Source organism: Bartonella sp. LJL80 (assembly GCF_054871565.1).
In genome coordinates this window covers 637,276-657,872 of sequence record NZ_JBTXLM010000001.1, presented here as the reverse complement: position 1 = coordinate 657,872, position 20,597 = coordinate 637,276, and the positions used below count along the sequence as shown (strand labels likewise).

Annotated in this window: 19 protein-coding genes; 13 read left to right on the top strand and 6 right to left on the bottom strand. The window is 50.1% G+C overall.

Annotated elements, in window-relative coordinates; genetic code table 11:
• Positions 1–34: 34 nt before the first annotated feature.
• Positions 35–592, bottom strand: coding sequence for an ATP-dependent protease subunit HslV (gene hslV, locus ACYSNS_RS02970; RefSeq protein ID WP_461721628.1), 558 nt, complete (start codon positions 590–592; stop codon positions 35–37).
• A 209-nt stretch (positions 593–801) separates the two neighbouring features.
• Here hslV and ACYSNS_RS02965 point away from each other — a divergent pair, with 209 nt between their 5' ends.
• From ACYSNS_RS02965 to ACYSNS_RS02910, 12 genes are all read left to right on the top strand, one after another.
• Positions 802–1,800: an asparaginase gene (locus tag ACYSNS_RS02965; protein WP_461721627.1), complete on the top strand. Its 999-nt coding sequence runs from the start codon at positions 802–804 to the stop codon at positions 1,798–1,800.
• Between the two features lie 157 nt (positions 1,801–1,957).
• Positions 1,958–2,554, top strand: coding sequence for an imidazoleglycerol-phosphate dehydratase HisB (gene hisB / locus ACYSNS_RS02960; RefSeq protein WP_461721626.1), 597 nt, complete (start codon positions 1,958–1,960; stop codon positions 2,552–2,554).
• Positions 2,555–2,557: 3 nt separating this feature from the next.
• A complete protein-coding gene (gene hisH, locus ACYSNS_RS02955) occupies positions 2,558–3,202 on the top strand; it encodes an imidazole glycerol phosphate synthase subunit HisH (RefSeq protein WP_461721625.1) in 645 nt (214 codons plus the stop codon).
• A complete protein-coding gene (gene hisA, locus ACYSNS_RS02950; protein WP_461721624.1) occupies positions 3,199–3,945 on the top strand; it encodes a 1-(5-phosphoribosyl)-5-[(5-phosphoribosylamino)methylideneamino]imidazole-4-carboxamide isomerase in 747 nt (248 codons plus the stop codon). Before hisH ends, hisA begins: the two co-directional genes overlap by 4 nt.
• Positions 3,942–4,733, top strand: coding sequence for an imidazole glycerol phosphate synthase subunit HisF (hisF, locus tag ACYSNS_RS02945; RefSeq protein WP_461721623.1), 792 nt, complete (start codon positions 3,942–3,944; stop codon positions 4,731–4,733). The genes hisA and hisF overlap by 4 nt, the downstream gene beginning before the upstream one ends.
• Positions 4,733–5,056: a phosphoribosyl-ATP diphosphatase gene (locus ACYSNS_RS02940; RefSeq protein ID WP_461721622.1), complete on the top strand. Its 324-nt coding sequence runs from the start codon at positions 4,733–4,735 to the stop codon at positions 5,054–5,056. Before hisF ends, ACYSNS_RS02940 begins: the two co-directional genes overlap by 1 nt.
• Entirely contained in the window at positions 5,049–6,044 is a 996-nt protein-coding gene (gene coaA, locus ACYSNS_RS02935; RefSeq protein ID WP_461721621.1) for a type I pantothenate kinase, read from the top strand. The genes ACYSNS_RS02940 and coaA overlap by 8 nt, the downstream gene beginning before the upstream one ends.
• Before the next feature lie 7 nt (positions 6,045–6,051).
• Positions 6,052–7,443: a leucyl aminopeptidase family protein gene (locus ACYSNS_RS02930; RefSeq protein WP_461721620.1), complete on the top strand. Its 1,392-nt coding sequence runs from the start codon at positions 6,052–6,054 to the stop codon at positions 7,441–7,443.
• Complete coding sequence (locus ACYSNS_RS02925; RefSeq protein WP_461721894.1) at positions 7,443–8,297, top strand: C40 family peptidase; 855 nt, start codon at positions 7,443–7,445, stop codon at positions 8,295–8,297. The genes ACYSNS_RS02930 and ACYSNS_RS02925 overlap by 1 nt, the downstream gene beginning before the upstream one ends.
• Before the next feature lie 11 nt (positions 8,298–8,308).
• Positions 8,309–9,229, top strand: coding sequence for a LysR family transcriptional regulator (locus ACYSNS_RS02920; RefSeq protein WP_461721619.1), 921 nt, complete (start codon positions 8,309–8,311; stop codon positions 9,227–9,229).
• A 174-nt stretch (positions 9,230–9,403) separates the two neighbouring features.
• Complete coding sequence (locus ACYSNS_RS02915) at positions 9,404–10,711, top strand: MFS transporter (protein ID WP_461721618.1); 1,308 nt, start codon at positions 9,404–9,406, stop codon at positions 10,709–10,711.
• 9 nt (positions 10,712–10,720) lie between these two features.
• Positions 10,721–11,680, top strand: a complete 960-nt coding sequence (locus tag ACYSNS_RS02910) for a M14 family metallopeptidase (RefSeq protein ID WP_461721617.1) — start codon at positions 10,721–10,723, stop codon at positions 11,678–11,680.
• Positions 11,681–11,901: 221 nt separating this feature from the next.
• On the opposite strand, the gene ACYSNS_RS02905 is transcribed toward ACYSNS_RS02910, so the two are convergent.
• On the bottom strand, positions 11,902–12,915 hold the full coding sequence (locus ACYSNS_RS02905; RefSeq protein WP_461721616.1) for a zinc-binding alcohol dehydrogenase family protein: 1,014 nt from the start codon (positions 12,913–12,915) through the stop codon (positions 11,902–11,904).
• A gap of 177 nt (positions 12,916–13,092) precedes the next feature.
• On the bottom strand, positions 13,093–14,871 hold the full coding sequence (locus ACYSNS_RS02900) for an ABC transporter ATP-binding protein (protein ID WP_461721615.1): 1,779 nt from the start codon (positions 14,869–14,871) through the stop codon (positions 13,093–13,095).
• A gap of 419 nt (positions 14,872–15,290) precedes the next feature.
• On the opposite strand from ACYSNS_RS02900, the gene ACYSNS_RS02895 reads away from it, so the two are divergent.
• A complete protein-coding gene (locus ACYSNS_RS02895; protein WP_461721614.1) occupies positions 15,291–16,982 on the top strand; it encodes a rhamnan synthesis F family protein in 1,692 nt (563 codons plus the stop codon).
• A gap of 64 nt (positions 16,983–17,046) precedes the next feature.
• Here ACYSNS_RS02895 and ACYSNS_RS02890 read toward each other — a convergent pair whose 3' ends face one another.
• From ACYSNS_RS02890 to infC, 3 genes are all read right to left on the bottom strand, one after another.
• The gene (locus tag ACYSNS_RS02890) at positions 17,047–18,021 is read right to left on the bottom strand and encodes a hypothetical protein (protein WP_461721613.1); all 975 of its coding nucleotides are present in this window, start codon (positions 18,019–18,021) and stop codon (positions 17,047–17,049) included.
• 128 nt (positions 18,022–18,149) lie between these two features.
• Positions 18,150–19,604: an amino acid permease gene (locus tag ACYSNS_RS02885; protein WP_461721612.1), complete on the bottom strand. Its 1,455-nt coding sequence runs from the start codon at positions 19,602–19,604 to the stop codon at positions 18,150–18,152.
• A 298-nt stretch (positions 19,605–19,902) separates the two neighbouring features.
• Positions 19,903–20,439, bottom strand: coding sequence for a translation initiation factor IF-3 (gene infC / locus ACYSNS_RS02880; RefSeq protein WP_461721893.1), 537 nt, complete (start codon positions 20,437–20,439; stop codon positions 19,903–19,905).
• Positions 20,440–20,597 lie beyond the last annotated feature (158 nt).

The window sequence follows — 20,597 nt, the reverse complement described above, 5'->3', positions numbered from 1 at the left end:
TTCTTTCGGCAGCTGGCAATATCCAATAAACGGTCTATTCGGCATCCAAAGTTTCAACGGTAAAGTTACCATTGGTATAAACACAGATTTCCGAGGCAATGGTCATGGCTTTGCGGGCAATACTTTCGGCGTCCATATCCGTATCAATCAAAGCGCGCGCTGCCGAAAGCGCATAGTTGCCGCCCGAACCGATTGCCATAACACCATCCTCTGGTTCCAAGACATCGCCAAGGCCGGTCAGTGCCAAGGTCACATTTTTATCGGCAACCAGCATCATCGCTTCCAGTCTACGCAGATAGCGGTCTGTACGCCAATCTTTGGCCAGCTCCACACAGGCACGCATCAATTGGTCGGGATATTGTTCCAACTTTGCTTCCAAACGTTCAAGCAGCGTAAAGGCATCGGCTGTTGCACCGGCAAAACCGGCAATGACCGTGCCGCCTTTTCCAATCCGGCGCACCTTGCGTGCGTTGCCCTTCATAATGGTTTGCCCCAATGAGACCTGCCCATCACCGGCTATGACAACCTTATTGCCTTTGCGCACTGTGATAATCGTTGTGCCATAAATTGTATCGGGCTTATGTTCTGTCACAAGAAAACTCCTTTGATCCACGCGCCTTCATCCCGAATCCAGCAATGAAAAGCGGCAACAGCTACCGTATTTAGGAAGTCGAACGCCAAAACACAACCTTATCGCAAGATAGATTTTCAATGGCCGAAACTTGCACACGCCGCAACAAAACGCAGATTGTTGCAATGAAGAATTCCTGCTAAATCGACAGCCAAGAAAAGGACAATATCATGACAGCTCACCCAAAAATTGCCATCGGCGCACTTGGCGGCACCATTGCCATGGTTGCCGATGCGACGGGCGGCGTGCAACCGACATTGACGGCGGAAACATTGATCAAAAGTGTTCCGGGCCTTTCCGATATTGCGCGCATTCACGCCGAAACACTGGCACAGCTGCCCAGTGCATCTCTGTCATTTTCCGTCCTGTTTGATGCGCTTTTCTGGGCCAACCAACAGATTGACGCAGGCGCTGCAGGTATTATCTTGACACAGGGCACCGATACCCTGGAAGAAACAGCCTTTTTGCTTGGTCTTTATTGGCAGCGGCCCGAACCGTTGATTGTGACGGGTGCGATGCGGACACCCTTGGCCGCCGGTGCGGATGGGCCTGCCAACCTACTGGCTTGCGCCCGTGTCGTACTTGATAAGCAAAGCCGCAACCGCGGTGTGCTGGTTGTCATGAATGATACAATCCACTCGCCCTATTTTGCCCGCAAAAGTCATACGGTTCAGGTACAAACCTTTCAATCCGGCTTTGCCGGCCCGCTTGGAACGCTGATTGAGGGGAAGCCGATCTATTTTAGCCACGAAAAATATTTCGCCACACCTTTGGACGTTCCGCAAAATCGTGAACATAAAGTCGCTCTGGTGCAAACCTGTCTTTCTTCCGGCGATGACCATCTCAAACTGATATTTGAAAGCGGTCTTTATGACGGTGTCGTTCTTGCGGGTTTTGGCACGGGCCATGTCAGCAGCGAAGAAGCCGACATCATCAAATTCTATGCAGAAAAACTGCCTGTTGTCATGGCCACGCGGTCCTATAACGGCCCGACGACGCAGGCAACTTATGGCTATAAGGGGTCTGAAATGGACCTCATCGCAAGCGGTGTACTGATGGCGGGATGGCTTTCGCCGGTCAAAGCACGCCTGCAATTATGGGCCTATCTGGGCGCGGGATGGAACCTTGAAAAAATCACGTCACAGTGGAAACCCTGGCCCGGCTGTTAACCAGTAGCGGCAATGCATTGAAAGCACGCTGCGAAAGCGTTTGGATATTCTTGCTGCATGCTTTAAAACGGCTTTTGCAAACAAGCAGGCAACGATGTTTCATAGTAGAGCTACAAGGCAAACATCGTCTGTCCGGCTATAAAACGGGATATGGAGCATGGCACGTAAGGCAGGCGTAAAACGCAAGACCAACGAAACCGCTATTGACGTTTCGGTGGATCTTGATGGCAAAGGCACATTTGACATCGCGACCGGTGTCGGCTTTTTCGATCATATGCTGGAACAGCTGTCGCGCCATTCTCTGATTGATATGACGGTCAAAGCCGAAGGCGATACCCATATTGACGACCACCATACGGTAGAAGATTGTGGCATTGCGATTGGACAGGCGATAAGTCAGGCTTTAGGCGAACGTCGTGGTATTATGCGTTATGCCTCGCTCGATCTCGCTATGGATGACACATGCACCCGTGCGGCCATTGATGTTTCGGGGCGGCCATTTCTTGTATGGCAAGTGGTTTTTCCAACCCAGAAGATAGGCACATTCGATACCGAACTGGTTCGGGAGTTTTTTCAGGCCTTATCCCAGCATGCCGGCATCACATTGCACATAACCAACCATTATGGCGTCAACAGCCATCACATCGCCGAGACCTGTTTTAAAGCGGTGGCACGCGTTTTGCGCAGTGCGATGGAAAGCGACCCACGGCAAAAAAATGTTGTGCCTTCCACCAAAGGCTCGCTGAAAGGCTAAGCGATGCGTGTAGCAATTATAGATTATGGTTCTGGCAATTTGCGCTCGGTCGTCAAGGCATTCGAGCGCGCAGCCCAAGGCACAGGTGGCGAGATTTTGCTGACCGACAAGGCTGAGGATGTCCGCAAGGCAGACCGTATCGTCTTACCCGGCGTTGGTGCCTATGCCGATTGCCAAGCCGGTTTGCAGGCGGTTGACGGCATGGTTGACGCCATCAATGAAGTGGCTTTGCATAAAGGCCGGCCTTTTATGGGCATTTGTGTCGGCATGCAGCTTATGTCATCGCGCGGATTGGAAAAATCCGTGACGCAAGGACTTGGCTGGATTGATGGCGATGTTACTTTGATGACGCCACAGGATAGAACTTTGAAAATCCCGCAAATCGGCTGGAATACGCTGGAAGTTGAACGCCCGCATGCGCTTTTCAACGGTATCCCGACCGGTGCAAACGGCCTGCATGCCTATTTTGTTCATTCCTATCATCTGGTTTGTGAAAAACCCGATCAATTGCTGGCCACAACCGAATATGGCGGACCGGTCAGTGCCGCCGTTATACGTGACAACCTGTTCGGCACCCAGTTTCACCCTGAAAAAAGCCAACGTCTTGGCCTTGCCCTTATCGCCAATTTTCTGGAATGGAAGCCATGATTCTTTATCCCGCAATCGACCTGAAAGATGGCGTCTGTGTTCGTCTGAAACTGGGTGATATGAATGCCGCAACGGTGTATAATGCTGATCCCGCAGCACAAGCGCAAAGTTTCGAGGCTGAAGGTTTCAAGTGGCTGCATGTGGTGGATCTGAATGGCGCTTTTGAAGGCGCCTCTGTCAATGGCAAAGCTGTAGAAGCTATTTTGAAAGCCACCAAAAATCCGGTGCAGCTTGGCGGCGGCATCAGGACATTGGCCCATATAGAAACCTGGCTTGAAAAAGGGCTTTCGCGTGTCATCCTCGGTACGATTGCCGTACGCGACCCGCAATTGGTGCGCGAAGCCTGCCAACGTTTTCCGGGCAAAGTGGCGGTAGGCATTGATGCGCGCGGCGGCAAGGTTGCCGTGGAAGGCTGGGCAGAAGAATCCGAACTCACCGTGCTTGATCTTGCACGCCGTTTTGAAGGCGCAGGTGTTGCAGCCATTATCTATACCGATATTGACCGCGATGGCATTCTCACCGGCATCAATTGGGATTCAACACTGGAGCTGGCACGCGCTGTTTCTATACCGGTGATCGCGTCAGGCGGTCTGGCTTCCATGGCCGATATTGAACGGATGATGCAGCCGGATGCTGCAATCCTCAATGGTGCCATAACAGGCCGCGCGCTTTATGACGGACGGATTGACGGCAAGGCCGCTTTGGCGCTTTTACAACAAAAGTCGAAAGGGCCAATATCATGACACTGAAAGCCCGTATCATACCTTGCCTTGACGTCAAGGACGGACGCGTTGTCAAAGGCATTAATTTTGTCGATCTTGTTGATGCCGGTGATCCGGTAGAAGCGGCAAAAGCCTATGATGCCGCCGGTGCCGATGAATTATGTTTTCTGGATATTACGGCAAGCAGCGATAATCGTGAAACCATCTTCGATGTTGTTGCCCGTACGGCCGACCAGTGTTTCATGCCGGTAACGGTCGGCGGGGGAGTGCGTACTGTCGGCGATATTCGTAAATTGTTGCTTGCCGGTGCGGATAAAGTGTCGATCAACACTGCTGCTGTTAAAAATCCCGATTTCGTGGCGGAAGCGGCCGATAAATTCGGCGATCAGTGTATTGTCGTGGCAATCGACGCGAAAGAAGTTCCGACCGATGGTACGCATCGGCGTTGGGAAATATTCACCCATGGCGGGCGGCAATCCACCGGAATTGATGCCGTGGAATTCGCCAGACTGGTTGTCGCCAAAGGTGCGGGCGAGATTTTGCTGACATCAATGGACCGCGACGGCTCGAAAGCCGGCTATGATATCGCGCTTACCCGAACCATCGCCGATGCGGTGCATGTCCCGGTTATTGCCTCCGGTGGAGTGGGCAAACTTGACCATCTGGTGGAAGGTATCCGCGATGGCCATGCAACGGCAGTCCTTGCAGCGTCTATTTTCCATTTCGGCACCTATTCCATCGGCGAGGCCAAACGCTATATGGCTGCGGCCGGCATACCGATGCGCCTTGACGAATTTGGAGAAGGCTGATGACCACTTTTAACCTGCAAACACTTGAAGATATTATTGCCGAACGTGCATCGGCAACGGATGGCAGCTCCTATACCGCCAGTCTGGTGACAAAGGGCATGGGGCGCGCTGCCAAAAAAATGGGCGAGGAAGCTGTTGAAACAGTGATCGCAGCCCTCACCGAAGATAAAAAGCATTTTATCAGCGAAAGTGCCGATCTTCTTTATCATCTTCTGGTGATGTGGAAGATTGCAGGCATTCAATCAGACGACGTTATGGCCGAGCTTGCGCGACGCACCGCACAATCGGGTTTGCAGGAAAAGGCTTCACGCACAGATGGTTGATGGGCCTGTTCAAGTTGAGCAAGATAACGACCTGATTGATTTCATTGCCGGACGATACTCGCCCTATAGTATTTTTAACGCACATGAATGGGCTGCCTTTCGGGCCGATACGCCGCTCACCTTGACATTTGACGAGGTGAAACGCCTGCGCTCTATCGGCGACCCGATTGATCTGGAAGAAGTCCAACGCATCTATCTTTCACTTTCGCGGCTGCTTTCAACCCATGTCGAGGCTATCCAGGGCCTGTTCCAAAAGCGTCAACGTTTCCTGCACAGCCAGAACACCGCAAAAACGCCGTTCATCATCGGCATTGCCGGATCTGTCGCCGTTGGAAAATCCACCACGGCGCGTATTTTGCAGGAATTGCTCAAACGCTGGCCGTCAAGCCCAAAGGTCGACCTGGTCACCACCGATGGCTTTCTCTACCCCAATGCAGTTTTGCGGGCTGAAAACCGCATGGAACGAAAGGGTTTTCCCGATTCTTACGATGTGGGCAAACTCTTGGCATTTCTTTCTGCGATAAAAGCAGGCATGGGTGATGTTGCCGCGCCGCTTTATTCCCATCTAACCTATGACGTTTTGCCGGACGAAAAGATAATCATCGACCGGCCTGATATTCTAATTGTCGAGGGCATCAACGTTCTGCAAGTGCGCGATCTGCCCGACGATGGCAAGGCAGTGCCTTTCGTTTCCGACTTCTTTGATTTCTCCATTTATATTGATGCAGAAATCAATATCATCCGACACTGGTATATGGAGCGTTTCAAGCGTTTGCGCGAAACTGCCTTCCAAAATCCGCAATCTTTTTTCCATCGTTATGCGCAATTAACCGAAGATGCAGCTCTGGCTGTGGCCGAAGGACTGTGGAGCAACATCAATCTCAAAAATTTGCAGGAAAACATCTTGCCGACAAGGCCGCGAGCTGATTTGATCCTGCGTAAAGGCAGCAACCATCTTGTGGAATATGTGGCGCTGCGCAAATTATAGGTGATTTATGACCGGTGAAAGCTCTTACACGTCGCACTGCCCTATCCAGTTAAGCGCCACAAAAGCCGCAGACAGTCGCGCTATTGTGTTGGTGACCGAAAAGAGCGAAGCAGCATTTTCCGGGAACCCGCTGGCAAAAAACTGGGCCCGCCATCATGATTTTACCGGCAAAAGCGGCCAAATATTAGCTGTCCCGGCTGCCGACGGGGAACTCTCCCAACTCCTGTTCGGCTATGATGAAGGGGAAGATCCCTTCATCACCGGCAAATTGTCTCACGCGCTGCCAGGTGGTCATTGGCACTTTGAGAATCTGCCGGAAAATGCCACCCCACTTTTCCTTGGCTTGGCGTTAGGCGCTTACAGGTTCAATCGTTATCGCAAGGCCGAAGCACAAGCCGCAGTGCAATTTTATGTACCGGAAAGCATCGATATCGCCGCTCTCCAGCGCGAAATCGAAGCAACCTTTCTGGTGCGTGATCTTATCAATACGCCTGCCAATGATATGGGGCCGGATGCAATAGAACACGCTATCCGACAATTGGGCCGGCGTTTTGGGGCCGAGGTCAATAGTATTTGTGGCGACGACCTGCTGCAAAAAAACTTTCCCCTGATCCACGCCGTTGGACGTGCCGGTGCCATAGCTCCGCGTCTTGTTGACTTGCGTTGGGGCCAAGACAACCACCCATTGGTTACACTGGTCGGCAAAGGTGTTGCCTTTGATACCGGTGGCCTTGATATCAAACCTGCCAGCGGCATGCTGTTGATGAAAAAAGATATGGGGGGCGCTGCCAATGTTATGGGCCTTGCACAGCTTATCATGGATGCGAAATTGCCGGTGCGTTTGCGTGTGCTGATACCGGCAGTAGAAAACGCGATCTCTGGCAATGCTTTCCGGCCCGGCGATGTCTTGCAAAGCCGCAAAGGCTTGACGGTAGAGGTCGGCAATACCGATGCCGAGGGCCGTCTCGTTCTGGCCGACGCGCTGAGCTATGGCGATGAGGAAAAGCCACAATATCTCTTTGACATGGCAACTCTAACTGGGGCTGCGCGGGTGGCCTTGGGCCCGGACTTGCCGCCTTTTTACAGTAACGTCCAAGGCTTGGCGGATAAAATTGCCGCCACAGCCTTGCGTGTTGCGGATCCGCTTTGGCAAATGCCATTGTGGAAACCCTATCAGGCCAAATTGGCATCGCGCATTGCCGACATCAACAATGTCACGACGGATGGCTTTGCCGGTTCCATCACCGCAGCCCTGTTCCTCAGCCGGTTTGTGGAAAAAGCCGCCCACTGGGCCCATTTTGATATTTATGGTTGGACACCGGCTGAAAAGCCGGGTTTCCCCATTGGCGGCGAGGCACAAGGTATTCGCACGCTTTTCCATGTCTTGAAGGGGCTATGATGCAAGGGCTTGATCCGCGCCTTCACGCTTTTCGACCCGATATCGCTGACAGCCGGTTGAAAGGCGACGTAACTGCCGAACGTTTCACCGCAGGTGTGCCTGTGCGGGTGGTCGTGCCGGTTGCCGCACTGCATAAAACAGCCGACCAGTCATCCGAGCGGCAAAGCGAATGTCTTTTTGGCGAAGAGCTGACGATCTTTGAAGAAACGAAAGACTTCGGTTGGGCGCAATCGCGCAAAGACGGCTATGTCGGTTATATCGCGCGCGAGGCGTTCAGCACGACATGTGCAAAAGCCAGCCATCGCATCATCAAGCCGCGAAGTTTCCAATATGCCGGTCCCGACTTGAGAAGCCCGATGATTGCGCCACTATCGATCGGCAGCAATCTGACCGTTATGGACGAGGTTGAAACACGCGGAACACTTTATGCCCTTTTGGATAATGGCTGCTTTGTCGTCTCATCGCATATTGCAGATATAGAACAGACGATAAAAGATTACGTCGCCATCGCCGAAAGTCTGATCTACACACCCTATCTTTGGGGTGGGGCGAGCAGTCTAGGGATTGATTGTTCAGGCTTGGTGCAGCTTTCCATGATGATGGCAGGAAAAACCGTATTGCGCGATACCGATATGCAAAGCACCACGATCGGCTGGGAAATTTCCCGTAATGACGGCCTGAAGCGCGGAGACCTTGTGTTCTGGAAAGGCCACGTCGCTATCATGGCTGACCAGCAAAACATTATTCACGCCAATGGTGCATCCATGGATGTAAAAGTGGAGCCGCTCGACACGGCGATCGAGCGGATCGCCCGACTTTATGCGCAACCGACCTGTTACCGTCGGCCGGATTAGGAGAATATTGCATGCAGGTGGTCTGGCTAAGGGATTTTTTGGAATTGGCCCGCACCCGCAGTTTTACCAAAGCTGCAGAAAACCGCAATGTCACGCATCCCGCTTTCGGCCGACGCATTAAATTGTTGGAAGAGTGGGCCGGTGTTGCCTTGGTGGAGCGTAGCAAGCCGGTACAATTAACACCGGATGGCGTTATTGTGCTTGAAGCGGCTGCTGATATCCTTGAAACCATGCGTCTTCTGCGTGAACGCTTAGTCACACGCGACAATGATGCGGAACCAGACCTGCGCATCGCCACCGGCGTAGCGTTGTCTGTCACCTTTTTCCCGCAGTGGTATAAGCAAATATGCGAAAAAATCGGTAATTTTAAAACCCGCATCACGGCGGGAAGCAACGAAGGTGCTATTGCCTGTCTTGCAGCCGATAATGCAGACCTTCTATTGGCCTATTCAAGCTACCATACGCGACTGCGTATCAATCCAGCACAATTCGACTGGATGACGATTGGTGATGAAACGTTGGTTCCAATCAGCGCCGCCGATCAGGACGGGCAACCGATCTTTACCGGCATGAAAGAAAAATCCGATCCCTTTCTTGCGCTATTGCCTACCACGGCACTGAAAACAATCGTCACCCAGCATCTTTCGGCACTGGATCAAAAGCCCAATCTCCACGTGGCCCACGAGACGGATTCCTTCAGCTCGATCCTCGAACTCGTCGCCAGTGGTTTGGGGATGGCATGGTTGCCCTATCGGCTTTGCCAACCGGCTCTGGAGACTGGCCGTATTGTGCAAGTCAATAATGCTGACTGGCTTATGCCGGTCGATATTGCTTTATATCGCAAGAAGTTTTCCAGCCATCCGGTAGTTGACAAGATTTGGGCCTATTATTTGCAAAATAGTGCAATACCGGCACGCAACTGTGCAAAATAAGCACGGGTGTTTTACCCTTCCTGCAGTTTAGAATTTGATGCCTTAATCCATTAAAATGGGGGATATGCTTTTCGTGCATATTCAATATGGAGCGTGGGCAACGTGAACCCGGGCTTTGAAGACATGCTGTCGGCTTGCTTTCTTATGCCTGTATTTCGGTAGAGGGAGACACCAATGGGACAAACGACATCTGACACAACACCAACAATCCGACAAAGCTTGCGCACGCATTGGCGTGAATTTGCAGCAGCCAGCGCCGGCAATGCTTTGGAATTTTATGACATTCTCATCTATGGCTATTTCGCCATCACCATCGGACACCTGTTTTTTCCGAGTGAAGACAGCGCCGTATCTCTGCTGATTTCGGTCGGCACATTCGGTATATCCTTTATCACCCGTCCACTAGGCTCTATCATCTTGGGAAGCTATGCCGATAAAGCAGGGCGAAAAGCTTCCATGTCGCTTTCCATTACATTGATGGTCATTGGTACAGCGATGATTACATTCTGCCCGACCTATGACTCGATCGGCTTCTGGGCACCGCTCATTATCATTATTGCCCGCATGTTGCAGGGTTTTTCAACTGGCGGTGAGTTTGGAGCGTCCGTGGCTTTTCTGGTTGAACATGCCGGTATAAAACGGCGTGGTTTTTTTGCCAGTTTCCAAATGTCCACACAGGGTCTTGCAACCGTTTTTGCCGCTGGTATGAGCGCTCTGCTTTTTGCTGTCCTGACACCGGAACAGCTTGAGGGCTGGGGTTGGCGGCTGGCTTTTGGCTTTGGTTTGCTGATCGGGCCCGTCGGCTGGTACATTCGTCGCAGCGTTGCTGAAACCGACGATTTTGAAAAGACCAAGGCCGTACAACCCAAAAACACACCTTTCAAAGACCTCATCCGTTACAATTGGCATAATATGTTGCTGTGCATCGGCGTTGTTGCCGCAGCAACCGCGTTTAATTATGTGCATAAAATCTATATGCCGACCTATGCCATCAAGCAGTTGCACCTTCCTGAAACATTCTCATTCATCGGCGCCATGATTACCGGCCTGATGCTGTTGATCGTATCGCCGATGATCGGTGCCATGTCCGACCATTTCGGACGTATGCGGATTGTCGGTGTTTCGTTGCTATGTCTGGGGCTGACCTCTTGGCCATTATTCTACATTCTCAATGCGATGCCCATTCCGGCTGTTCTTTTCGCGGTGCAGGCATTTGTCGGCTTTTTGCTGGCCTGCAGCCTGGCCGCAATGCCGGCACTGATCGCCGATATCTTTCCCACCAATGTGCGCAGCACCGGCCTGGCGGTTAGCTACAATCTATCCGTCACAATCTTCGGTGGTTTTGCACCGCTCATCGCCACTTGGCTTATTCAAAGCACACATAACAACATGTCTCCAAGCTACTACGTGATGCTGACCGTTATTTTAAGCCTGATATCCATTTGCCTGTTGGCACGTCGCCATCACACGGCTGAATCTTGAGGAATAATGATGACTAAGACTTTTAAGCAATACCCTATCGAACTTCCCTTTCCCGATATCACGCCTTGGAAACAAGGCAATTGTGGAGTTGAATATATCCATCAGTTCAAGTCCGACAAACCGGGCAAACATGCGATGATTATGGCCTTGGTCCACGGCAATGAAGTCAGCGGTGCATTGGTCGTCGACCGGTTGTTGCGTGATGGTTTCAAACCGCGTGCGGGCACCCTGACCTTGGGTTTTGCCAATGTGGCAGCCTATGAAGCCTTTTCACCGGATGCACCCGATGCCACCCGTTTTCTAGATGAGGATATGAACCGCGTTTGGGATGATGCTTCTCTTGATGGTTCACGCGATACGGTTGAATTGCGGCGGGCGCGGATATTGCGTCCGGTGATGGATCAGGTCGATCTTTTACTGGATCTCCATTCCATGCATGAAGCTGATCCTGCAATCATGATGGGCGGATACCTCAAGAAAGGCGAAGACCTTGCCCGCGCAATCGGTGTGCCGGAATTTATTGTCATGGATAAGGGCCATGCGGCAGGAAAGCGTCTGCGTGATTATGGTGGTTTCGGTGATCCCAATAGTGACAAAGCAGCCGTATTGTTTGAATCTGGCCACCATTTCGAAAAGCAAGCTTATCCTTTGGCGTTGGATGTTGCCGCACGCTTCCTGATTGTTGCGGGTGTAGCGCATGAGGATGACGTCAAGGATTATCTATTGCCTGTGTCAAAGCCGGAGCAAAAAGTTGTCGACATCACCGATGCCGTGACCATCCAAACAGATGATTTCCGGTTTGCCGAAGACTATAAAGGGATGCAGATTATTGAAAAGGCGGGCACCGTGATTGGCTATGACGGTGAAAGGGAAGTTAAAACACCTTACGACCGCTGTGTCCTTATTCAACCAACGCTACGCCATGCGCGCAAGGGAACCACAGCCGTACGGCTCGGACGCTTGCTTTAATAGACCAAAAAGGCGGCGAAAGCCGCCTTCTTCTTTTATAAGATAGGGATTATCGCGATAGATTCTGCATTTGTGCCGTTTGCGTCCAGCCAGCCGCGACCTTAAGACGGCATATCGTTAGAGCGGTTCCCGATTGATGTGAGTCATCAATCGGATAAGATACCGCGACAAACCAAAATCTTGGAACGCGCTGGCCGGATAGCATCAGGTCAAAAAGCGCTCTAAAACCCTTCGAGAACAATTTTTCCAATGGAACGTCCGGTTTCAATCAGCCTATGCGCTTCACGAAGATTATGCGCGTTAATTGGTGAGAGCACCTTCGCAAGGGTTGGGGTGATTTTTTTCGTATCGATCAACTCCGCTACATGGGCCAATATTTCACCCTGACGGGCGATATCATCGGTCTCGAACATGGAGCGGGTGAACATCGATTCCCAATGTACCGAGATACTTTTCAGCTTCAGTGGATTGATATCGAAAACCTTTGGTCCGTCAATAAGGCCGAAACGTCCTTGCGGATAAAGCACATCAACAAATTGGGGCAGATACCCATCAGAATTTGCCGTAGAAAAGATGAAAGCCGGTTTATCATAGCCGATTTCCTGCAATTGCGGTGCAAACGGTTTGCTATGATCAATCACGTGATGGGCACCCATTTTCAGGCACCACTCGCGCGATTCCGGCCGCGACGCGGTAGCGATTATTTCCACATCGGCAAGATGTCGCGCCAACTGAATCGCAATGGAACCGACACCGCCAGCACCGGCGATCATCAAAAGAGCATTTCTGCCCTTATGAACCGGCTTGGTAATGTCCAAACGGTCAAACAGCATTTCATAGGCTGTCAGAGACGTGAGCGGCATGGCAGCCGCTGTTTTGAAGTCGAGGCTTTTGGGCTTATGGGCCACAATACGTGAATCAATGGCCTGAAACTGGCTGTTTGATCCCTGTCGATTAATGGCACCGGCATAATAGACTTCATCCCCCGCGCTAAACCCTTTCACCGATTTGCCGGTTTTAGCCACAGTGCCCGCGGCATCGAATCCAAGAATACGAGGGCCGGAATCAAACGGTGGCGCCATTAACCGCGTTTTTACATCAATCGGGTTGACTGAAATGGCTTGAACTTCAACAAGCAAGTCGTGATCCCGAATGGTCGGTTCGGCGATTTGAACGTCCTGAAGGGCTTTATCGTCGCTAATCGGTAGATTTTCAAAATATCCTATGGCTTTCATTTGCACTTTCTCCCAAAGTGAACTGTGATGACCGCAGGCTCACCGGCCATATTTCGCGTCAAAAAAACACTATGAACGCAAGCGGTCTTTCCAGTTCAAGATAAGCGCAATATCAAGACAGCGCAACCGCATTACAAGGAGATGACCAGAACCATCCTGCAATGCGATGACCTTTGACTACATGTCGTCGAAGTCCGGATCGCGGAATTGCAAGTCGTGGAGGCGCTTATAAAGCCCCTCTTCGATTTGCAGCAATTCACGTTGTGTGCCTTGTTCAACAATTTCACCATTTTGCATAACGACGATCTTATCTGCGCGTGAAATGGTTGAAAGGCGGTGGGCAATTACAATTGTGGTACGCCCTTTCGTCAGACGGTTGAGCGCGTCACGGATCAAGGCTTCCGATTCGGAATCGAGCGCACTGGTGGCCTCATCCAGAATCAGAATTTCACTGTCGCGCAGCATTGCCCGGGCAATAGCGACACGCTGTTTCTGACCGCCCGAAAGATTACCACCATTATCACCGACATCGGTATCATAGCCATTGGGCAGTTTCATAATGAAGTCATGCGCATTGGCCGATTTTGCCGCCTCGATGATTTCCTCATCGCTTGCGCCTTCTCTTCCAAGTCCGATATTATATTTCACAGAGCCTTGAAACAAAAAGGTATCTTGTCCAACATAAGACATTAGCTGGCGTAAAGACTTGAAACTGGCCTCTCGGATATCCTGCCCGTCGACGAGAATGCTCCCTTCGGTCGGGTCGTAAAGCCGCATGATGAGATTAATCATCGTCGACTTCCCAGACCCGGAAGGCCCGACAAGTGCTGTCATTTTTCCCGCAGGTATCTCAAGGTTAATATCATGTAACACCTTATGATCATCGACATAGGCAAAAGCCACATGGTCAAAACGGACATTGCCCTTGGAGCGATCAAGATCTTTGGCATTTTCATGTTCCATGATGGTAATCGGATGATCGAGAATCTCGAACATCATGCGCACACCGATCATACCGGACTCAATTTTCACGCGCACATTGGCGAGACGTTTTGCCGGTTCATAAGCCAAAAGCAGCGCAACGATAAACGACATTAATTCGCCCTGAACGCCAACACGTTGTGTTGCCATATAACCCGAAAAACAAATGACCACAGCAATTGCAATGCCAGCCAGCGTTTCCATGATCGGGCTTGTCGCGGCCTCAAGCGTCGCAATGCTATTGGCACGGCTTTCGACATCGCTGATCGCCTTATTCATGCGATTTTTCATCAGGTCTTCCAAGGAGAACGCCTTGACCACACGGATACCGATTGAGGTCTCCTGCATGACTTTGATGATTTCGGCGATTGATGATAGTTCTTTTTCCATCAAACCGCGAACGCGCTTTAAAACCTGCCTGACAGCGATGAATGCTATTGGACCGACCGTCAATGCAATAACACTCAAGGTGAAGTTTTGCACCAGCATTACCAGTAAAAGGCTGATGACTGAAAACAGATCACGCACAAAAGTGGTGACGATAGTATCAATGATGCTGCGTGCCGCATTGGCATTGTGGGTTACACGCACCAAAAGATCGGAAGAGGCATTGTTCTGATAGAAGGAAACGCCCTGCTGCATCAAACGGGAATAGATTTTTCGCTGTTGTTCCGCAACGATACTGTTACCAGCTTTACTGAGAAAATAGGTTTGAAAAAAAGTCGAGAAACCTTTGACGATGAAAATAACCGCTACGCCGATCGATACCATGGCAATGATACGGAAATCCTGCGCATCAATGATATGGTTGACGACATCGCGCATGATCCAAGCACTGGCAGCCGTTGTTGCCGAGATAGCAAGCATTGATATAATGGCACAAACATACCAACCGGCATGTTTACGAAAATTGTCGCGCAAAAGGCGTACAATCAATTTCTTATCGAAAGTAGATATCTGCTTTTTTTTGGCCATAAATAGCTCAACCTTTTACATTCCCTGCCAAAAATGTGGTGACCATATGAACGCTATTCAATGTGGGCACTCAAACTGCCAATGATATGAACAGTATGATAAATCTGGCGGCTTTTCCCTACCCTGTATAAGCGGAAGATGCAAGGCACGGACGATCGTTATCACTTTTATTCGTGCCTTGACCTCTATGACCGGGTGGCTATAGACCTCACGGTTCATAAAAAGCTATCGGGTAAATATTGAACAGACAAAGCCTTTACAAGCCATCCTGAGACTCTATCCTATCGGTTGAATAAAGCGATATATTGCTGCTTCTGCGCCAAATGGTGACAGTGTAGCATTTTTGCGCTAGGGCAGGACGATGTACTATTTTAGAATTATTTTAAACATATCGGTGCAATATCATCGGGGATGGGCAGTTGAGCAACAGTAAGCCAATTGGCAGCTTTTTATCAAAAATGCTGGAACATGCTTACTATCCTGCCCGCATACCGGGCGCGATAAATCATTTCAAGCCCGATCTGCCCGCTCTCGCACTGATTTGCGACCCTGATAGCGCAGGAAGCCTGCATTTAGAACAATGCATTCCGTCTTTGGCTTTAAGCTATAATCTTGTGTTGTTTCTACCAGATAACCATATACACCAAACCAAGATAGCGCTAAAAGATTGCTGGAAGGTCTATGAATTTGACAGGCATGAGATTGTTGATCCTGCAGCGCGTCACCTTTTGGGCCTGCTGACGCGATTACCAAATTTACGTGCCGTGCTGGTAGATGCCGAGGTCGGACGCTACTTTATGCGCGATCTTTGGCGAAATCTCATTGCATCGGTGCTTTTTATCAATCAAGCGCGTGTGCAGAGCAGCCATGCACTTGATAGAATACTCTCCTATACCACGCGTGTGATCTACGATACGAAACAAACTTTCTTGCAAACCCTTTCCGATTATCTTTGGGCCTTTCCAGATAGCATTGATTGCCTCGACGCTTTGAATCTTCCCGAGCAAGAACGGGGCGAAATCGCTCACACTGTGAAAACGATTGCATCCATCACTGAGCAAGCCCATGCCCAGCTCTTGCAACAGGAAAGCGATAGTCGTTATCTCGCTTGCAGTGCCGACTTCGATGTCGCTTATTGGACAGGAAAGAGAAAACACGTTTTTCGCCGGTTGCCATTGGCGCGCCGATATATTCGCGATTATAAGAGCGGCGCCTCAGCCGCTCGTCCGAAACCGGGTTTTCATCCCGGTGTCTATGCAGAACACCATAATCTGGGGGTTGAACGCATCGACCCTTTTGTCCACTATTTAAAAGCAGGTAAACCAAATGGGCCGTGGACATGGACGGTCTTGAAAACGGCAACGACCGCGAAGGTTGATCGCACAGAGCAAAAAATCGGGTTGCACATCCACGCTTTTTACCCGGAAATGCTTGCGCCAATCATAGCGACACTGAAAACGAATAGTATTCGACCCGACCTTTTCATCAGTATTAAAGATGAAACAGAGCGTCGCTTGGTCGAAGAGTCTCTGCGCAATTATGAAGCGCGAATAGATATAAGAACCGTACCCAATCGCGGACGTGATATTGGGCCATTACTGACCGAGTTCGGACAAGAACTCATCGGCAATTATAATATCATCGGACATCTACACACCAAGCAAAGTGTTCACCGGTCCAACCGGTCATCCGTGGTAAAATGGAACAGTTTTTTATTGGATAACCTTCTCGGTGATGGGAAATCAATGAAAACAGCCGACACCATTGTCGATTATATGGTCAAAAACGATAAAACCGCGCTTGTCTTCCCTGATGATCGCTATGCTGTCGGTTGGGCAAGAAACTATGACGCCGGTTGCAAGATTGCCGAACGCCTTGGGATTGGCGAATTGCCAAAATACGTTGTTTTTCCCGTAGGAACAATGTTTTGGGCGAAGCCCAAAATCTTGAAACCGTTTATTGATCTCGATCTCAAATGGTCGGATTACCCACAAGAGCCGTTGGATAATGACGGAACAATGCTCCATGCTATTGAGCGTATGTTTGCGCTGGTCTGTTATCGACAGAATTTAGAAATCGCGACAACCTACATACCCGGTACAGCACGCTGAGGGCACGCCAATTTCCGGTTGATGTCCATTTGCATCCCTCGTGCCGATATTTGTTTGGGTGAGATTATTGCGCCGTATCAGTATTGTTACGGAGCGTGACGCTGGCGGCAATTTTTTCGATTTGCGGCTTATAGCCCGCAAGAGCACCTTTCAAACCTGTAGCGTGGAGGAATATCGGGCGACCAGCATCATCCAAAGCAGCGTAGATAATAAGATCTACAGCCTCACCTTTCATGCGCGCGGTTGCCTCCATCCTGACGGCAGAGTGTCCAGCAAACTTTGTCGCAACCAGCTGTCGATTTTCGACATTATCTACAGTGCCCTTTAAAGACAGAAGATAAGTATCGACAATTTTTTCGAGAGGCTCATCGCGCACAATCTCGAGCCCTTTGGTCAGGATGATATCGGGCCTTTTAACATCATCCCTATTATAATCAGGAACAGTCAACATAGCCGAGCTATTCATAATCGAGCCGACGAATTGGAAAGGCGGTTCGACGTTAAATGTAAAAGGCAGAGCATCCAACTGGTCAGAGGGCAAATTGTTTTGCGACAATGAAAGCGAACGAAGAATTTTCATCGCTTCGTCATTTGATAGCTGTGCTTTTTCCGGTGCCTGTATGGTAACCACATAAGCTGCATCGGGGGCAAAAACCATTGTCGACCATTTGTCAAAAATGTCTGTACCGGATGTCTGTTTGCCCTGATAGATCGTCAGCAGATAGCCGTCTCGTGTCTTAGCATGGCTTTGACCTGAGATCGCGTAATGTTGCAATGCCATCTCCGCAGAAAACTTTTTATCATCGGTGAAAATTTCCTGCATACCGGGATTGGCAGGCGGCAAGGTTGCAATGAGTATGGTTGCGCCAGTCGTCTGATTGACAAAACCGCTAAACGCATTGGTCAATTCGAAGCCATCCGGTGCGCTGACATAAACCGCAGTTCCTGGCACTTTTTGATAAATTGCTGCCTGCGCTGAAAGCAAAGGGCAGCTTAACATTGCCAAAGCAACAACCAATAGCCTCGTAAATCTTCGCACGCGCTCACCTCAAACCTTGTATTTTATACCTGTCTCAACTGCTTATGCCGCACATTCATGGCAAAATTAAACCTGATAATCTAATTGCCATGAACTCGTTTCGTGGGTGAACGCGTTCAGCGCCGATATTAATTCGCTTCACCAGCAGCTGCTGTCTTTCTGGCAATGTTACTTTTACGATAGCCGTAGCAGAAGTAAAAGATAATACCGATAATGTTCCAGATCAGGAAATAGAACTGGGTCTTATTGGGTAGGCTGAAAAACAGATAGATACAGCCTAAAGCAGCCAACGGCCCGATGATCCAAACATAAGGCGCTTTGAACTTGCGCGGTGCATCAGCCGCGGTTTTTCTTAAAACGATCAGACAGATACCCACCGATGTAAAGGCCACCAATGTTCCGGCATTGGCGAGAGCGGCAATTTCGTCAAGCCGGAAAAGCCCGGCAATCGCAGCAATGATGATAGCGGTAAACAGTGTGGTCGCCACCGGCGTACCGGTTTTGGGATGGACGCGGGACAGAAAAGCAGGAAGTGTTCCATCCCGACCCATCACAAAGAATATGCGTGTCTGACCATAGAAGAAGGCCAGCAAAACCGTAGGCAGTGCAATGACGGCAGCAACACCAATCAGAGCTGCAACACGATTGGAATCAAGCGAGCGCAGGATATGGGCAAGCGGCTCTTCGCTATGCGCAAACGCGGTGTAGTTCAGCGCGCCAACTGCACCTAATCCGACCAAAACATAAATAATGATACAAGCGATAAGCGAGCCGACGATACCGATCGACAAATCGCGGCGTGGATTTTTCGTTTCCTCAGCCGCGGTTGCGATTGTATCGAAGCCATAAAATGCGAAAAAGATAATCGCCGCAGCTGCCATGACGCCACGCTCCACACCATCAGGGGACATGACTTTGGTGAAGCCGTTCGGCATGAAAGGATGAAGGTTGTCAACGTTGAAATGAGGCAATGTAACCGCAACAAAAAGTAATAGAGCCGCGATTTTAACCACCACCAAAACCATGTTGAGCGTGGCGCTTGCCTTTGTGCCGATCATCAACATACCGGCAACGACAAATACGATAAATACAGCCGGCAGATTGATAAGACCATGCTGTCCGGTTGCAGGATCAACGGCATCGATGCCGGCTTTTAGCCAGAATGGCAAATGCACGCCCACACCGTCGAGAAAACCGGTTGCATAGGCCGACCAGCCAACAGCAACAGTGCTGACAACCAACGAATATTCCAGAATGAGGCTCCAACCGACAATCCATGCAATCATTTCGCCCAGAGCAGCATAAGAATAGGTGTAGGCACCGCCTGCCACGGGTATCAAGGTTGCAAGTTCGGCATAGGCAAAGGCTGCACAGGCACAGATCACACCTGCAATCACAAACGCGATCAGAACGGCAGGGCCTGCCCGATCCGCACCAATGCCGATGAGGGTATAGATACCTGTGCCGACAATACCGCCAACACCCAGCGCAATAAGATGGGGCCAACCCAAAGTAGGCGTTAACTGCCTGCCTTGTTTGGTTTCATGATGTGATACGGCCTTGCGGCGGAGCCAATTGGACATCTCTATTTCCCTCCATTTACCCATGCTTGATGGATAAGAATTCAAACAACAATCTTTTCCCCACTACAGACTGGATAATTCTTTTCTATGCCATAGCACTGGCAGAATCCAGCCTTTGCCGAAGTCAACGCAAAATAACACCAAAGAATAGCGCTGATGACCGAAACTGCATTGCTACATGCGCCAGGGATAATACGTATAAGGGCACGGTTTTGCACCGGACGCTTACCGTTTAAAAACATGCTTATAAAGAAAAAGCACCGCAGGTTGCGGTGCTTTGTTTAAGATGATCTGCCACCTATTTGGGTGCGATCACCATCATCATCTGGCGTCCTTCGAGCTTGGGTTCCGCTTCGACTTTGGCAATATCGACGGTGTCGCCCTTTACCCTTTCAAGAAGCCGCATACCCAATTCCTGGTGAGCCATTTCACGTCCACGGAAACGCAGCGTGATTTTGACCTTATCGCCATCCTCAAGAAACCGCCCGACGGCCTTCATCTTGACCCCATAATCGTGGGTATCAATATTAGGTCTCATCTTGATTTCTTTAATTTCAACGGTTTTTTGCTTCTTGCGCGCCTCAGATGCCTTTTTCTGGCTCTGATATTTCAGCTTGCCCAGATCAATGATCTTGCAAACCGGCGGTTCTGCATTAGGCACGATCTCTACAAGATCAAGACCAGCTTCCTCAGCCATGGCCAAGGCATCCTGCGTTGAAACAATCCCGTGATTTTGTCCCTCATCATCAATAAGCTGGATGCGGGGAACGCGGATATCCTGATTTGAACGCGGTCCGTCTTTCTGGACTGGCGTTGCTTTAAACGGTCGGCGAATGGTCGATTCTCCTCAAATGATTTCAATATGTCCTATTTAACCATAGATGGCGTCAGATTGTTCCAAACAACTGTCGCGCGTCATATTCAGTCAAACAGGCGTTGTCCATAACATGTTTTTTAAAAGAATACATCGTTAAAAACAACCATATCATGCTG

Excerpts from the sequence above, each read along its gene's own strand:
- ACYSNS_RS02965 (WP_461721627.1), top strand. The coding sequence starts at position 802 with ATGACAGCTCACCCAAAAATTGCCATCGGCGCACTTGGCGGCACCATT.
- hisB (WP_461721626.1), top strand. The coding sequence starts at position 1,958 with ATGGCACGTAAGGCAGGCGTAAAACGCAAGACCAACGAAACCGCTATT.
- hisH (WP_461721625.1), top strand. The coding sequence starts at position 2,558 with ATGCGTGTAGCAATTATAGATTATGGTTCTGGCAATTTGCGCTCGGTC.
- hisA (WP_461721624.1), top strand. The coding sequence starts at position 3,199 with ATGATTCTTTATCCCGCAATCGACCTGAAAGATGGCGTCTGTGTTCGT.
- hisF (WP_461721623.1), top strand. The coding sequence starts at position 3,942 with ATGACACTGAAAGCCCGTATCATACCTTGCCTTGACGTCAAGGACGGA.
- ACYSNS_RS02940 (WP_461721622.1), top strand. The coding sequence starts at position 4,733 with ATGACCACTTTTAACCTGCAAACACTTGAAGATATTATTGCCGAACGT.
- coaA (WP_461721621.1), top strand. The coding sequence starts at position 5,049 with ATGGTTGATGGGCCTGTTCAAGTTGAGCAAGATAACGACCTGATTGAT.
- ACYSNS_RS02930 (WP_461721620.1), top strand. The coding sequence starts at position 6,052 with ATGACCGGTGAAAGCTCTTACACGTCGCACTGCCCTATCCAGTTAAGC.
- ACYSNS_RS02925 (WP_461721894.1), top strand. The coding sequence starts at position 7,443 with ATGCAAGGGCTTGATCCGCGCCTTCACGCTTTTCGACCCGATATCGCT.
- ACYSNS_RS02920 (WP_461721619.1), top strand. The coding sequence starts at position 8,309 with ATGCAGGTGGTCTGGCTAAGGGATTTTTTGGAATTGGCCCGCACCCGC.
- ACYSNS_RS02915 (WP_461721618.1), top strand. The coding sequence starts at position 9,404 with ATGGGACAAACGACATCTGACACAACACCAACAATCCGACAAAGCTTG.
- ACYSNS_RS02910 (WP_461721617.1), top strand. The coding sequence starts at position 10,721 with ATGACTAAGACTTTTAAGCAATACCCTATCGAACTTCCCTTTCCCGAT.
- ACYSNS_RS02905 (WP_461721616.1), bottom strand. The coding sequence starts at position 12,915 with ATGAAAGCCATAGGATATTTTGAAAATCTACCGATTAGCGACGATAAA.
- ACYSNS_RS02900 (WP_461721615.1), bottom strand. The coding sequence starts at position 14,871 with ATGGCCAAAAAAAAGCAGATATCTACTTTCGATAAGAAATTGATTGTA.
- ACYSNS_RS02885 (WP_461721612.1), bottom strand. The coding sequence starts at position 19,604 with ATGTCCAATTGGCTCCGCCGCAAGGCCGTATCACATCATGAAACCAAA.